The organism is Streptomyces sp. NPDC001927 (genome assembly GCF_053594455.1).
Window position 1 is genome coordinate 651,347 of the sequence record NZ_JBSFEN010000001.1, and the last position, 14,984, is coordinate 666,330.

The window sequence follows — 14,984 nt, forward strand, 5'->3', positions numbered from 1 at the left end:
CGAACGCCCTAGAACTCGTCGCAGGTGTGCGGGAGTCGGGGTGTGCGCAGGGCCGCGTCGAGGGCGGTCGCCGCGCCCGGTGTGTGCTCCTCCACCAGTCCGGCAGCCACCAGGTCCACGACCTGTGCGCCGCCGAGGTAGCAGGCGGCCAGGTCCCGTACGTCGAAGGACAGGTCGACCGGGTCGCCGGTCGGCTCGTACCGCACCTCGTCCTCCGGTCCCGAAGTGAGCCGGAAGCGCCCGGAGTTGGCGGGCAGGCGGCTGTCGTGGACCTCCAGGACGAGGTCGACGGGCGCGGCCCAGGTCCGGGCCGTGAGCGCCGCGCGGACGTCGATCAGCCGCAGCCACAGCGCAGGGTACTGCCCGGTCACCCGCACCTGGTCGCGGTCGGCGGCGAAGAGCAGCAGCGGGTCGTCGAGCGGCCTGCCCCAGGCGCGGACGGTACCGGTCAGGTCGATCGAGGCCAGGTAGCGCCAGAGGGCCGCGGCGACGGCCGGGGTGTCGCCCTCTACCTCGTCGACGCGGACCAGGCCCGGGGTGCGGGTGTCCTCGTTCTCGCCCTTGGTGCGGTACACGGCGTAACCGGCGACGGGGTCGCCGAGCGTGACGACCCGGGCCGGTGACAGCTCGTCGTCCTCCTCGTCCTCGTCGCGCAGCCACTCGCCGCTCCAGCGCAGCTCGTCCCGGGCGTTCCGGCCCGCCCGCAGCGCGCGCGTGGACTCGAAATAGGGGCCGACGACCTCGGGCGCGTCCGCCGGGTCAAGCAGCCGCAGCGGGCGCTCGTCGGGGTCGATCCGCAGGGCGAGGGGCCGCCGCGAGTCGATCTCGACGGTCACGCCCTGGGTGGCGGCACCGAACCCGAACCGGCCGTAGATGGCGTCCTCCGACGCCCAGAGCGCGGCGAGCGGCGCGCCCCGCTCGGCGTACCGCCGGAACGCCTCCGCGATCAGCGCGGAGAGCACCCCGCGCCGCCGGTGGGTGGGGGCGACGGAGACGAGCGTCAGGCCGGGACAGGTCAGGTCGCCGCCGGGGACGGAGACGGTGAAGGGGAACGCCGCGACGAATCCGACGAGTCGGTCCCCGTCGTACGCGCCGATCCGGTCGCAGGGGCGCAGCATGTCGCGGTGGTGCTTGCGCTGTTCTTCCTCGGGACGGTCGTGGAAGACGAGGTAGGAGAGGTCGAGAGCACGGTCGATATGGGCTTCGGGTACGTCACGAATATCCATGATCCGGACCCTAACCGGCGGCCGGTACGGGTACGTCACGATTATTCCCGGCCACGCGCCTGTCCGGTGGCCGGGAACGGCAGGATGGCCGGATCGGCCAGCCGTACGAGTTCGAGGGCCTGGGCCGGGAACCAGTCGCCGGCCTTCGGGGCGACGATCCCGCGCTCGGGGTCCTCGGGACCGGCGCTCCCGCGCAGACACAGGCCGTCGGACTCGCCGGGGGTCTTGATCCACAGCTTGGCGTCGTGGAGCGGGTCGCCGGTCTCGGCCGTGGGCCGGGGGCCGAGTCCGCGCCCGGGCGGGTTGCACCACTCCTGCGGGTCGGTGTGGACGCCGGGCTTCGGGGTCCAGGGGCCGCGGCCCGCGCGGCTGGTGTCGGTCACGAAGTGCGCGCGGTCGGCGGCCGGTCCGCCGGCGTGTGCGGCCAGCCAGGTGCGGGCCTCGGCCTGCTTCCAGCTCCGGTCGGGGCAGTCGTGCGGGTCGCCGGCCCGGGCGACGTGGGCGAGGCAGCCGGAGACGAGGGTGCCGAACCAGGCACTGTCGGCGTCGGAGTGGTAGTGGGAGATGTTGACGGTGAAGCCGGTGGCCCGGTCGACACCGGCCTTGACGAGCCGGGGCACGACGGTCTCGACGGCGTGCCAGCCGGGGTGCCCGGCATCGAGGTAGACCGCGGTCCCGGCGAGCGGTTCGAGGACGTCGACGGCGTGCCCTACGGCGGCGTAGCGGGCGGCGGTACGCGTCCCCTCGCTGTCGTCCTGGCCGCAGTCGGAGGGCAGCAGGGCGAGGGAGTCGGGTTCGAGGACGACGAGCGCGCGGTGGGCGCCGATGCCCCGGGCGACGGCGTCGGTCCAGTCCGTGTACGCGGTGTCGCTGCCGGCGCCGCCCGCGGAGTACTGCGAGCAGTCGCGCCCGGGGACGTTGTAGAGCACGAGGACCGGCACGGTGCCCTCCCGCGCGGCGGCCTCGACGGTGGCGCGGGCGGCGCCCTCCACCTCGGCGGGGGAGCTGTCACCGAGCCAGACGGCGTGCGGGGTGCGGACCATGGCGAGGAGTCCGGCGGCGGTACGGGCGTCCCCGCCCGCCTCCAGCTCGCGGTGCTGGGCGAGGGCGGCCGGGTTGGCGGCGGGGGTGTGGAAGCGGACGGGGTCGGGGCCGCGGTCGCTGCCGGATGTCACCGCGCCGTCGGCCCCCACGGGCAGCAAGGCGGCTGTAAGGAGAGCGAGGGCCGTGGCGGCGAGGGCCAGGTTCCGCGTGGACGGGACGGCGGTGGAGCGGTGGCGCATGGGAGACGTCCTCTCGGCACGCTCCGTCAGCGAGAGCGCTGCCGCGAGAGTCGCCCCACCGCTCCGTACCGTCAAGGACGCGAACGACCGGCGTGGCGGACCGTCAGGCGACGGAACCTATCCGTCCGTCGGGGGCGCGCGGGCCGTCGTGGTGGATCGGGGTGTGCGCTCCGGTGAGCGACACGCCGGTGCCGCCGCGGCGGTTGGCGACGATCTCGGCCGCTATCGACAGGGCCGTCTCCTCCGGCGTACGGGCGCCCAGGTCGAGCCCTATGGGTGAGCGCAGACGGGCGAGTTCGAGCTCGGTGACGCCGACCTCGCGCAGCCGCTTGTTGCGGTCCTCGTGGGTGCGGCGGGAGCCCATCGCGCCGACGTAGGCGACGGGAAGCTTCAGGGCCGCTTCGAGGAGCGGGACGTCGAACTTGGCGTCATGGGTGAGGACGCAGAGCACGGTACGGGAGTCGACCTCGGTGGACTCCAGGTAGCGGTGCGGCCAGTCGACGACGATCTCGTCGGCCTCGGGAAAGCGGGCGGCGGTCGCGAAGACGGGCCGGGCGTCGCACACGGTGACGTGGTAGCCGAGGAACTTGCCGACTCTGACGAGCGCGGAGGCGAAGTCGATGGCACCGAAGACGATCATGCGCGGGGCGGGGACGGAGGACTCGACCAGGAGGGTGATCGGCTGTCCGCAGCGGCTGCCGTCCTCGCCGATCTCGACGGTGCCGGTGCGGCCCGCGTCCAGCATGGCGAGGGCCTCGCCGGCCGCGGTGCGGTCGAGCGCCGGGTGGCCGCCGAGGGAGCCTTCGTACGATCCGTCGGGACGGACCAGGAGGGCCCGTCCCATCAGGTCCGCGGGTCCGTCGACGATCCTGGCGAGAGCCGCCGCCTCTCCTGAGACGGCGGCGGCCAGGGCGGCGGGGTAGACCTCGCCGCGGACCGGGGTGACGAGGATGTCGATGATGCCGCCGCAGGTCAGGCCCACGGCGAAGGCGTCCTCGTCGCTGTAGCCGAAGCGCTCGACGACGGTGCTGCCGTCTTCGAGGGCCTGCTGGCACAGTTCGTAGACCGCGCCCTCCACACACCCGCCGGAGACCGAGCCGATCGCCGTACCGTCGCTGTCGACGGCGAGCGCGGCGCCCGGCTGCCGGGGCGCGCTGCCGCCGACCGCCACGACCGTGGCGACGGCGAACTCGCGTCCCTGCTCGACCCACCGGTTCAGCTCTTCGGCGATGTCCAGCATCTCGAACTCCTCAGATGTGTGTGTGGAGGGCTGCGGTGCGGCGTCAGCCGACGCCGAGCCAGCTCTCGATCGGGTGGATCGCGAAGTACACGATGAAGATCGCGGTCAGGCCCCACATGAAGCCACCGACCTCCCGTGCCTTGCCCTGCGCCACCTTGATGACGGCGAAGGAGATGACACCGGCCGCGACACCCGTGGTGATGGTGTACGTGAAGGGCATCAGGACCACGGTGAGGAACACCGGGATCGCCACGGAGCGGTCGCTCCAGTCGACGTGCTTGGCGTTCTGCATCATCATCGCGCCGATGACGACCAGGGCCGCGGAGGCGACCTCGGCGGGCACGATCGCGGTGAGCGGGGTGAAGAAGAGACAGGCCGCGAAGAAGACGCCGGTGACGACGGAGGAGAGACCCGTACGGGCACCCTCGCCGACGCCGGTGGCCGATTCGACGAAGACCGTCTGGCCGGAGCCGCCGACACCGCCACCGATGACACCGCCGGCGCCGTCGATGAACAGGGCCTTGGAGAGACCGGGCATCCGGCCCTTGTCGTCCGCGAGGTTGGCCTCGGAGCCGACACCGATGATCGTGGCCATGGCGTCGAAGAAGCCGGCCAGGACCAGGGTGAACACGATCATGGTGACCGTGATGTAGCCGACGTCGCCCCACCCGCTGAAGGACACTTGCCCGATGAGCGAGAAGTCCGGTGTGGAGACGGCACTGCCCTCGAGTTCCGGAGCGCCGGAGAACCAGGCGCCCGCGCCCTTCGCCGGGATGTCGGCGACGGCGTTGACGATCAGGGCTATGACGGTGCCGACGATGATGCCGATCAGGATGGCGCCGGGGATGTTGCGCGCCTGAAGGGCGAAGATCAGAAGCAGGGTGACCGCGAAGATCAGGACGGGCCAGCCCTGGAGCTCACCGAGCGGGCCGAGGGTGACCGGGCCGCCGCCGGGAGAAGGGTTCTCGTGGACGAAGCCGGCCTTGACGAAGCCGATGATGGCGATGAAGAGACCGATGCCGATCGTGATCGCGTGCTTGATGGCAAGCGGGATCGCGTTCATGATCATCTCGCGCAGGCCGGTGACCACCAGAAGGCAGATCACCACACCGTAGGCCACACACATGGCCATCGCCTGCGGCCAGGTCATCACGGAGATGACCTGCGAGGAGAGCACACCGGAGACACTGAGCCCCGCCGCGAGGGCGAGCGGGACCTTGCCCCAGAAGCCCATCAGCAGGGTGGTCACCGCGGCGGCCAGGGCGGTCGCCGTGATGAGGGCGGGCTGGCTGAGGACGTTGCCGTCCACATCCTTGCCGCCGAGGATCAAGGGGTTGAGCAGGAGAATGTACGCCATCGCCATGAAGGTGGTGACGCCGCCGCGGATCTCCGTCGCGACGGTGGATCCTCTCTCCGAGATGTGAAAGTACCGGTCGAGCCAAGAGCGGCCGGCGGGGACGTTCGAGCCGGAGCCCGCGTCCTCCGAGGCGGTCTTGGGCTCCACTGACGACTGGGTCATGGGGCCTACTCCCAAGGTTCAAAGGGGCACCCGCATAAGACTTTCCGAAGGTCAGAGAAGCTGCGGGATTTGGGATGGTGCGTTGGCTGCACGACCCGGGGGACGGCCCGAGACGAACTGGGTGGATCAGGTCGATCTGGTCTTGCTCGGTACTGCTGGTACTGCTGGTACTGCTCGGAACTGCTGGTCCTGCTGGGTACTGCGGGTGTTGCCGTTACTGCTGGTCTTGCTGGGTCCCACGGAGTGGGTTGCTCCGGGCGGTGCGGGCTGGGAAGTGTGACGTTCCTGGGAGGCACGCACCGCCCGGAGTGACCTAGAGAGTGCCGGTGAGCGCCTCGGGGCGGACCGGCGTCTTGTTGAGCTCCAGGCCCGTCGCGTTCCGGATCGCCGCGAGGACGGCCGGGGTGGACGACAGGGTCGGGGCCTCGCCGAGTCCCCGCAGGCCGTACGGCGCGTTGGGGTCGGCCAGTTCGAGTACGTCGACCGGGATGGTCGGCGTGTCGAGGATCGTCGGGATCAGGTAGTCCGTGAAGGAGGGGTTGCGCACCTTCGCGGTCTTCGGGTCCACGATGATCTCTTCCATCACCGCGACGCCCAGGCCCTGGGTGGTACCACCCTGGATCTGGCCGACGACGGAGAGCATGTTGAGCGCCTTGCCGACGTCCTGGGCGGTCGCGAGCTCGATGACCTTCACGAGGCCGAGCTCGGTGTCCACCTCCACCACCGCGCGGTGCGCGGCGAAGGTGTACTGGACGTGGCCGTCGCCCTGGCCGGTGACCAGGTCGAACGGGACGGTCGGGCGGTGCCGGAACTCGTGCTCCTGGTCCACGGCCTCGCCCTCCAGGACGTCGGCCAGGTCCGCGAGGACCTCGCCGCCGTCGGTGACGACCTTGCCGTTCTCGAGGAGGAGCTCGGCGGTGGCCCACGCGGGGTGGTACGAGCCGAACTTGCGGCGACCGATCTCGAGGACGGTCTCGCGCACCTTCTCGCAGGTGTTCTTCACCGCGCCACCGGTCATGTACGTCTGCCGGGAGGCGGACGTCGAGCCGGCGGAGCCGACCTGGGTGTCGGCCGGGTGGATGGTCACCTGGGTGACGCCCAGCTCCGTGCGGGCGATCTGGGCGTGGACGGTGACACCGCCCTGGCCGACCTCGGCCATGGCCGTGTGGACCATCGCGACGGGCTCGCCGTTGATGACCTCCAGGCGCACGCGGGCGGTGGAGTAGTCGTCGAAGCCCTCGGAGAAGCCGACGTTCTTGATGCCGACGGCGTAGCCGATACCGCGGACGACGCCCTCGCCGTGCGTGGTGTTCGACAGACCGCCCGGCAGCGCGCGGACGTCCGCCGACTCACCGGCGGCGAGCCACTGCTGCTCCGGCGGGAGCGGGCGGGCCTTGACCCGGCGCAGCAGCTCGGAGACCGGGGCCGGGGAGTCCACGACCTGGCCGGTCGGCATGATCGTGCCCTGCTCCATGGCGTTGAGCCGGCGGAACTCCACCGGGTCCATGCCGAGCTTGGCCGCGAGCTTGTCCATCTGCGCCTCGTACGCGAAGCACGCCTGGACCGCGCCGAAGCCGCGCATGGCGCCGCAGGGCGGGTTGTTGGTGTAGAGCGCGACGGCCTCGATCTCGACGTCGTCGACCACGTACGGGCCGGCGCCGAGCGAGGAGGCGTTGCCGACGACGGCCGGGGAGGCCGAGGCGTAGGCGCCGCCGTCGAGGACGATCCGGGCCTTGAGGTGGGTGAGCTTGCCGTCCTTGGTGGCGCCGTGCTCGTAGTGCAGCTTCGCCGGGTGGCGGTGCACGTGGCCGAAGAAGGACTCGAAGCGGTTGTAGACGATCTTGACCGGCTTGCCGGTGCGGAGCGCCAGGAGGCAGGCGTGGATCTGCATCGACAGGTCCTCGCGGCCGCCGAAGGCACCGCCGACGCCGGAGAGCGTCATGCGGACCTTCTCCTCGGGCAGGCCGAGAACCGGGGCGATCTGCTTGAGGTCCGAGTGCAGCCACTGGGTGGCGACGTACAGGTCGACACCGCCGTCCTCGGACGGCACGGCGAGGCCGGACTCCGGGCCGAGGAAGGCCTGGTCCTGCATGCCGAAGACGTACTCGCCCTCGACGATGACGTCGGCGCGCTTGCGGGCCTCCTCCACGTTGCCGCGGATGATCGGCTGGCGGTGCACGATGTTCGGGTGCGGGACGTGACCGATGTGGTGGTCGTCGCGGCCCTCGTGGATCAGCGGCGCGTCGGGGGCGAGGGCGGAGGCCTCGTCGGTGACGACCGGCAGTTCCTTGTACTCGATCTTGACCTTGGCGGCCGCGCGGCGGGCGGTCTCCGGGTGGTCGGCGGCGATCAGGGCCACCGGCTCGCCGTGGTGGCGTACCCGGCCGTGCGCCAGGACGGGGGTGTCCTGGATCTCCAGGCCGTAGTTCTTCATCTCGGTCGGCAGGTCGTCGTACGTGAGGACGGCGTACACACCGGACATCGCGAGCGCCTCGGAGATGTCGATGGAGACGATCTCGGCGTGCGCGACGGTGGAGCGGAGCGTCTGGCCCCAGAGCATGTCCTCGTGCCACATGTCCGAGGAGTACGCGAACTCACCGGTGACCTTGAGGGTGCCGTCGGGGCGGAGCGTGGACTCGCCGATGCCGCCCTTGGTGTGCTTCTGGGTGACGTTGGTCGGCGTGCCCGCCGGAACGGTGCGCGTGTTCTGAGCCATGGTCAGACCGCCTCTCCCTGACGGGCGGCCGCCAGGCGGACCGCGTCGAGGATCTTCTCGTAGCCCGTGCAGCGGCAGAGGTTGCCGGAGAGGGCCTCACGGATGTCCTGGTCGGACGGGTCGCCCTGACGCTCCAGGAGCTCGTCGGCGGCGATCAGCAGACCCGGGGTGCAGAAACCGCACTGGACGGCGCCGGCGTCGATGAACGCCTGCTGGATCGGGGAGAGTTCGACACCCTCACCGGTCTGCGAGTCGGCCGGCTTGGCCTGCCACTTCTTCGCCGAGTCGAGCGAGGTGCCGCAGCCGCCGGTGCCACAGGCACCGCCCGGGTGGACGTCCTCGCGGTGCTGCGCGTAGTCCGCGAGACCCTCGACCGTGACGACCTCGCGGCCCTCGACCTGGCCGGCGGCGACCAGGCAGGAACAGACCGGCACGCCGTCGAGGCGGACCGTGCAGGAACCGCACTCGCCCTGCTCGCAGGCGTTCTTGGAGCCGGGGAGGCCCATCCGCTCACGCAGAACGTAGAGGAGGGACTCGCCCTCCCAGACGTCGTCGGCTTCCTGCGGACGACCGTTGACCGTGAAATTGACGCGCATGGTTATGCAGCTCCCTCAAGCGTGCGGCCGGTGCCGCGGTACTGCTCCCAGGTCCAGCCGAGCTGACGGCGGGCCATGATGCCGACGGCGTGGCGGCGGTACTTGGCGGTGCCACGGACGTCGTCGATCGGGTTCGCGGCGCCCGAGCACAGGTCCGCGAACTGCTTGGCGATCGACGGGGTGATGATCTTGCCGCTCTCCCAGAAGCCGCCCTCCTCCAGAGCCGCGTTCAGGAAGACCTCGGCCTCCTTGGCGCGGATCGGGGTCGGCGCGGCCGAACCGATGCCGGTGCGGACCGTGCGGGTCTCCGGGTGGAGCGCCAGGCCGAAGGCGCAGACGGCGATGACCATCGCGTTGCGCGTGCCGACCTTGGAGTACTGCTGGGGGCCGTCCGCCTTCTTGATGTGGACGGTCTTGATGAGCTCGTCGGGCTGCAGCGCGTTGCGCTTCACGCCCGTGTAGAACTCGTCGATCGGGATGAACCGGTTGCCACGCACCGACTCCACCTCGACCTCGGCGCCCGCGGCGAGCAGGGCCGGGTGCGCGTCTCCGGCGGGGGACGCGGTGCCGAGGTTGCCGCCGACACCGCCGCGGTTGCGGATCTGCGGGGAGGCCACGGTGTGCGAGGCGAGCGCCAGGCCCGGCAGCTCGGCCCGCAGGTTCTCCATGATCTGGGTGTACGGAACGGAGGCGCCGAGGCGGACGTTCTCCTCCCCGACCTCCCACTCGGTGAGGAGCTCGATCCGGTTCAGGTCCAGGAGGTACTCGGGCCGCCGGTGGTCGAAGTTGATCTCGACCATGACGTCGGTACCACCCGCGATGGGCACGGCCGTGGGGTGCTCTGCCTTGGCGGCGAGCGCCTCCTCCCAGCTGGCGGGGCGAAGGAAGTCCATGGTGGCTCTCTTCTTGTGCTTCTAGTGATCGGGGGTCGGTCGGTCTGTACGGGCCCGGGGGGACGGCCGGCCCTCGACTTCGAAACCATGTTCACGTGCTGTTAACGCGATGTGTGGCCTAGTACACAAGCCTCGCCCGCTCGGGTGCAGTCACCGAAAACATGAAGGAGTTGGCTGGTGACCTTGTTCGTCTTGTAGATTCGAACGAACGGCGGTGTTCAGCAACCTCGCCGTTTCCCCCTGGAAACCGTGGCACCAGGCCACCGGCGACAACGCGACAGTCTTCGAGGCCGTCGGACGTTCCCTCGCCCCCCGGGGAGCACGGCGGGCGAGAACCCCCGAGAGTGACAGACGAGTGACGGACGAGAAGGAACGGCGGCAACGAGATGCGGCTGCGCGCACTGCTGGAAACCGACGCGCTGGGGCTGCGCCTGCTCGGGGGTGAGGACGAGCTGGACCGCACCGTTCGCGGCGTGATGACCACGGACCTCAAGGACCCCAGCCGGTATCTCTCCGGCGGCGAGCTGGTCCTCACCGGCCTCGCCTGGCTGCGGGAGCCCGAGGACGCGGAGCCGTTCGTCCGGATCCTGGCCTCGGCCGGGGTGGCGGCGCTCGCCGCCGGCGAGGCGGAGCTCGGGGACATCCCCGACGATCTCGTGGAGGCGTGTTCGCGCCATCGGCTGCCGCTCTTCGCAGTCAACGAATCCGTTGCGTTCGCGACGATCACCGAGCACGTTGTTCGACAGGTGTCCGGCGAACGCGCGGGCGACCTGGCTGCCGTCGTCGACCGGCACCGCCGGCTGATGACCTCCGGTCCGGCCGGCGGCGGGCCCGAGGTCGTCCTCGACCTCCTCGGCTCCGACCTGGACCTCCGGGCCTGGGTCCTCTCCCCCACGGGCCGCCAGATCGCCGGCGCGGGCGACCCCCTGGACGCCTCGCTCGCCGCGACACTGGCCGGCGAGCACCTGGCGGCGACCCGGACCGGACGGCGCGGCCCGCACCGCCTGAGCGCCGCCGGAACCACGTACTCCCTCTTCCCGATCCGCAACACCGGACGCGGCGCGCCCCCCGCGGCGCGGGACGTCCGCGAGACGGTCCTGTCCGACTGGCTGCTGGCCGTCGAGGCCGACGCGGGCGACTGGCCGGCGGCCCGGCTCGACCTGCTGCAGGGCGTGACGCAGCTGATCGCCGTCGAGCGGGACCGGCGGGACGCGGCGCGTACGGTACGGCGCCGGCTCGCGCAGGAGGTCCTGGAGCTGGTCCAGACGGGCGCCGCGCCCGCCGAGATCGCCGCGCGGCTGCGGGTCGCCGCCCCGGTCCTGCTGCCCGGCCTGGGGACCGCCCCGCACTGGCAGGTCGTCGTCGCCCGCGTCGAATGGGACCCGGAGGGCGGGTCGGGCGCGGTGGACACGGGCCCGGTCGCCCAGGCGCTCCTGGAGGAGATCCTCGTCGACCCGGCGACCGTGGGCGCCGAGTCGGCCGACCGGATCGCGGTGGCGCACCACGGGGACGAGGCGATCGCCCTCGTGCCCCTCCCCGCGGGCCCGCTGCCGGACAGCGAGGACGAGGGCACCACGACCCTGGGCCTGCACGCCGACGCGCTCCTCGCCACCGTCCGGGACCCCCTGTCGTCCGGTCTCGCCGACGACGGCCGCCTCACCCTCGGCGTCAGCGCGGCCGTCCACTCGGCGGAGGGCCTGCGCGGCGCCCTGGAGGAGGCCCGGCACGCCCGCCGCGTCGCGGCCGCCCGCCCGGGCCGCGTCTGCGCGGCGGGCCACCACGAGCTCGCCTCGCACGTGCTGCTGCTCCCGTTCGTCCCGGACGACGTCCGCCGCGCCTTCACGGCCCGCCTCCTGGACCCCCTGCGCGACTACGACCGCCGCCACCGCGCCGAGCTGATCCCCACGCTCGAGGCCTTCCTCGACTGCGACGGCTCCTGGACCCGCTGCGCGACCCGCCTGCACCTGCATGTGAACACCCTGCGCTACCGCGTGGGCCGGATCGAGCAACTGACCGGCAGGGACCTGTCGCGCCTGGAGGACAAGCTCGACTTCTTCTTGGCGCTGCGGATGTCGTAGGGGGTCGTCCCCAAGGCCCGCGGTCCGGCGCTCAGGGCCCGGGCGGGCGGGGCAGGGCTCTCGGGTCAGGAGGCCCCTGAAGGGGCCTTCGCGGGCCGTCAGGGCGCCCCAGGCGCCCGTTTCCGGGATGCGGCCGCCGTCCAGGACCGCGATTCGGTGTGGGCGGCGGAGGCCGAGCGGCCCGTCGGGCAGCCGGACGGGCCGTTCCGGCGCCGGGGCACCCGCAGGGGCCCCATCGCGGCGCCCACCCGGGCGGCCGCCGCCCGAAGACCACCCGCCTGGCCCAAGGCCTCGGCGGAATCCGCGACGGGCGCCAGGCAGCCCAGGGCCAAGGCCGTCGCGGCCTCGCCGGGCGCCGCGTACACCGCCGTCACCCGAGGCGGTCATCGCAAGCGTCATCTCTTCGAGGGAATGCGGCCCCTGACGACGTTGAAGGTGCCGACACCCTGGACGACGGCGGCCACCTCACCCTTTTGGCGCCGGGGGACGGGGCGCAGGCCGATCGGATCGGTCGCTGAAGGTGCCGTTCCGGGGCTCGGACGCATGCGTCCGCATACCGGTCAAGGTCCTGCCTTTGTGAAATCTTTCACCTGACCCCTTGGCCAGCGCCTCGCGTTCGTGCTGAGATGCGGGCTTGACCCAATAGCTCAATGGCGCGCTCGGGGAGGGCAATGTGGCGGACACCGCCATGTCTGGTTCCGGAACAACGGGTGGCGACGATCCGGCCCTTGGCTACGGCGGGGCGACCCCGGTGGAGACGGCCATATGGCGTCTGCGCTCGCGAGGTTGCTGGACCGACGCGGCAGCGCTGCTCGCCCCCCGCGCGGCGGAGCCGGCGGCCGCGCTGGAGCGCGCGGCGCTCCTGATCGAGCGCTGTCTCTACACCGAACAGGGGTGGGCGGACGCGGAGGAGGCGCTGCGGGCGGCCGAGGCCGTGGCACAGACGGACGAGGAGCGGGGGGCTGCCGCGTGCGAACGCGGCTATCTCGCCTACGCGTCGACGCTGCTCGGGGTACGCGACCGGGCGGACGAGGCGACCGCGGCGCTCGGCCGGGCGGCGGCGCTCATCGGCCCGTCGGCGGAGGGGCGGCCGCTGCTCGACTACCGGCGCGGGCTCGTCGCCCAGAACATCGGCGACTCCCCGCAGGCGGCCCGCGCCGCCTACCGTCGCGCCCACGCGGGCGCGACGGCCCAGGGCGACAGCCTGCTGCTCTCGTCGACGTGGCGCCATCTCGCCGGACTCGCCCTGCGGGAGGGCGAGTTGGCGGAGGCGCGGCACGGCTTCGCCGAGTCCCTGCGGATCCGCGAGGAGCTCGGCTACCTGGTCGGTACGGCCCCGGCGCTCACCGCTCTCGCGGACACCGAGACGGAACCGGAGGCGGGCCGCCTCCGCGCGGAGGCGGCCCGCCTCTTCCGTCTTCTGGGCGGCGTCCCGACCTGGCTGGCGGCCCAACTGACGCCCAGACCGGCGATCTGACGCTCAGTCGCATTTGGATACCCCGCCCGGTCGCCGTCGCTCACACGACGGCGACCGGGCGTCGTCTATCCCGCCGTCGGCCCCCGGCGGCGTGGCCGTACCCACCCCGGGACCCGTTCCAGGCACAGCAGCGCCTCGTCCATCCCCACGGCCACCGCGCCGTCGGGGGTGACCGCCACCGCGCGGACCGGGGGGCCGGGGCGGAAGGGGAGGCGGGCGCGGGTTTCGAGGTCGTGGAGTTCGACGAGACCGTCGGCCCAGGCGATCGCGAGCAGAGGACCCTCGGGGGTCTCCGTGGCGTGCAACGAGACGACAGGGACGCGGCGTTCGGCGATCGGGGCGGGGTCCGGGTCCCGGCCCGGGATCCAACGGCGCACGGTGCCGTCCTGGCCGCCGCTGCAGAGGAACGGACCCTTCTCCGTCTCGACGGCCGTCACCGCCGTGACGCGACCGCTGTGCAGGGCGGCCTGGTGAATGCCCGTCAGGCCGAAGGCGTGGACCGAGCCGAGCCGGTCGCCCACGACCACCGAGCCGCCGATCGCCGCGAGCGCCGTGCCGGGGTGCCGGCTGAGGGTCGCCGCCACGGCGGTCGTGAGCCGTTCCAGGTACGGCGGCCGGGGTTCGGGCCCGGGGACGGGCAGCAGCCGGCCCCGTTCGTCCAGAAGCAGGAGCGTGCCGTCCGGTGCCGGGGCCAGCGTCTTGATCCGGCCGCCGGAGGGGCTCCGCAGCGGCTCGCCCCCGGTCGTCGCGTCGGCCGCGCCGAGGACCTGGACGGTGTCGGTCGTCCCCGCGACCAACAGGCGGTCGCCCGCTGCCCCAAGGGCCGTGACCGGCCCGGGCCACGGCGGGGTCAGGTCGCCCCGCACCCGCGTCCACCGCACCCGCCAGGGCGCGTCGGCCGCGAGCGCGCGCAGCGCCGGCCGCAGCCGCGGGTCCGCCCCGTCCCCGAGGGCGCCGAGCAGCACGACGGCCCGGTCGGCCGGGTGCTGCTCACGGCAGAGGGACTGCCCGGTACGCAACCACGCCGACCGCAGACCGCCGCGGTCGTCACCGGGACCGGTCACGTACGCGGTGGTGACCCGCAGCGGGTCGGCCGTACAGACCGCGACCGGATCGGCCAGATCGACCGCGTGCCGCGCCTCATACGGCCCCACCCCAGGCCCCCACGCCCGGTCCCAGCCACCGCCCGAGCCCCAGCCCGCCTCCGCCCCGACGCCCGGAGACGAACCCGACCCGGAGCCGGGGTCCGTACCCGCCCCGGTGCCCTGCCCCGAAGGCGCACCCGAACCCGCCCCGGAGCCCGACCCCGGCCCCGAGCCCCGGCCCGACTCCCCCCGCCCCGTGGCGTCTTCGGCTCTGTCGTCCAGGTCGACGACCGTGACGCGGGCCGCCTTGGCCGTCAGGAGGTCGTACGACGGGGTGCCCTTGCAGGTCTCCACGACCAGGCGGACGCGGCCCGACGCGGCGAGTTCGGCGATCAGTTCGGCGATCGCCTCCGGTTCCGCGGCGGCGTGCAGGTCCGGCAGGACCAGGGCCGCGCGCCGCGCCTCCGTAGTAGCGACGGCCTGGACGAGCTCGCCGGGCGTCCGGGCCACGACGCCGAGCCGGTTCGCGACCGTCCAGGCCGCGCCGAGCGCGCACTGGCCGGCGAGCGGGATCAGTTCGCGCGCCGCGCGCCTGCGGCGCGCGCCCGCGCGCGTGCCGTGCGTGGCGAGCCAGCCGAGGAGCGCGGACTTGCCCCGGCGGGGGCCGCCGACGACCAGGCAGAGACGCGGGGCGTCCGGGGCGGTGAGCCAGCCGAGCAGGGCCGCCGCCTCGGCCTCCGTACCGGCTGCCGGGCGGTCTCCACGGACGGATCCGGTCACGGGCACCTTCCCCATGCCGGGGACGGAGTCGCGGACGGCATGGGACACCTCACGGACGGCGCTGTACGGACGGGACGACGGTGCCAACCGA

10 protein-coding genes are annotated in these 14,984 nt (G+C 72.8%); 2 read left to right on the forward strand and 8 right to left on the reverse strand.

Features of this window, described 5'->3' with window-relative positions:
• Positions 1-8: 8 nt before the first annotated feature.
• From ACWCO8_RS02735 to ACWCO8_RS02765, 7 genes are all read right to left on the reverse strand, one after another.
• Positions 9-1,226, reverse strand: coding sequence for a GNAT family N-acetyltransferase (locus ACWCO8_RS02735; RefSeq protein WP_451030587.1), 1,218 nt, complete (start codon positions 1,224-1,226; stop codon positions 9-11).
• Between the two features lie 41 nt (positions 1,227-1,267).
• Positions 1,268-2,509 (reverse strand): glycoside hydrolase family 6 protein, encoded by a 1,242-nt coding sequence (locus ACWCO8_RS02740; protein WP_451030588.1) that lies wholly within the window; start codon positions 2,507-2,509, stop codon positions 1,268-1,270.
• A gap of 103 nt (positions 2,510-2,612) precedes the next feature.
• Positions 2,613-3,749 (reverse strand): XdhC family protein, encoded by a 1,137-nt coding sequence (locus tag ACWCO8_RS02745; RefSeq protein ID WP_451030589.1) that lies wholly within the window; start codon positions 3,747-3,749, stop codon positions 2,613-2,615.
• A 43-nt stretch (positions 3,750-3,792) separates the two neighbouring features.
• Positions 3,793-5,268, reverse strand: a complete 1,476-nt coding sequence (locus ACWCO8_RS02750) for an NCS2 family permease (RefSeq protein ID WP_362017416.1) — start codon at positions 5,266-5,268, stop codon at positions 3,793-3,795.
• Between the two features lie 313 nt (positions 5,269-5,581).
• Complete coding sequence (gene pucD, locus ACWCO8_RS02755; RefSeq protein ID WP_451030590.1) at positions 5,582-7,984, reverse strand: xanthine dehydrogenase subunit D; 2,403 nt, start codon at positions 7,982-7,984, stop codon at positions 5,582-5,584.
• Positions 7,985-7,986: 2 nt separating this feature from the next.
• Positions 7,987-8,580 (reverse strand): (2Fe-2S)-binding protein, encoded by a 594-nt coding sequence (locus tag ACWCO8_RS02760; protein ID WP_451030591.1) that lies wholly within the window; start codon positions 8,578-8,580, stop codon positions 7,987-7,989.
• A gap of 2 nt (positions 8,581-8,582) precedes the next feature.
• Positions 8,583-9,473, reverse strand: a complete 891-nt coding sequence (locus ACWCO8_RS02765) for an FAD binding domain-containing protein (protein ID WP_451030592.1) — start codon at positions 9,471-9,473, stop codon at positions 8,583-8,585.
• Positions 9,474-9,859: 386 nt separating this feature from the next.
• On the opposite strand from ACWCO8_RS02765, the gene ACWCO8_RS02770 reads away from it, so the two are divergent.
• Positions 9,860-11,551, forward strand: coding sequence for a PucR family transcriptional regulator (locus ACWCO8_RS02770; RefSeq protein ID WP_451030593.1), 1,692 nt, complete (start codon positions 9,860-9,862; stop codon positions 11,549-11,551).
• Positions 11,552-12,239: 688 nt separating this feature from the next.
• Complete coding sequence (locus ACWCO8_RS02775) at positions 12,240-13,028, forward strand: hypothetical protein (protein WP_451030594.1); 789 nt, start codon at positions 12,240-12,242, stop codon at positions 13,026-13,028.
• A 65-nt stretch (positions 13,029-13,093) separates the two neighbouring features.
• Here ACWCO8_RS02775 and ACWCO8_RS02780 read toward each other — a convergent pair whose 3' ends face one another.
• Complete coding sequence (locus ACWCO8_RS02780) at positions 13,094-14,893, reverse strand: WD40 repeat domain-containing protein (protein WP_451030595.1); 1,800 nt, start codon at positions 14,891-14,893, stop codon at positions 13,094-13,096.
• Positions 14,894-14,984 lie beyond the last annotated feature (91 nt).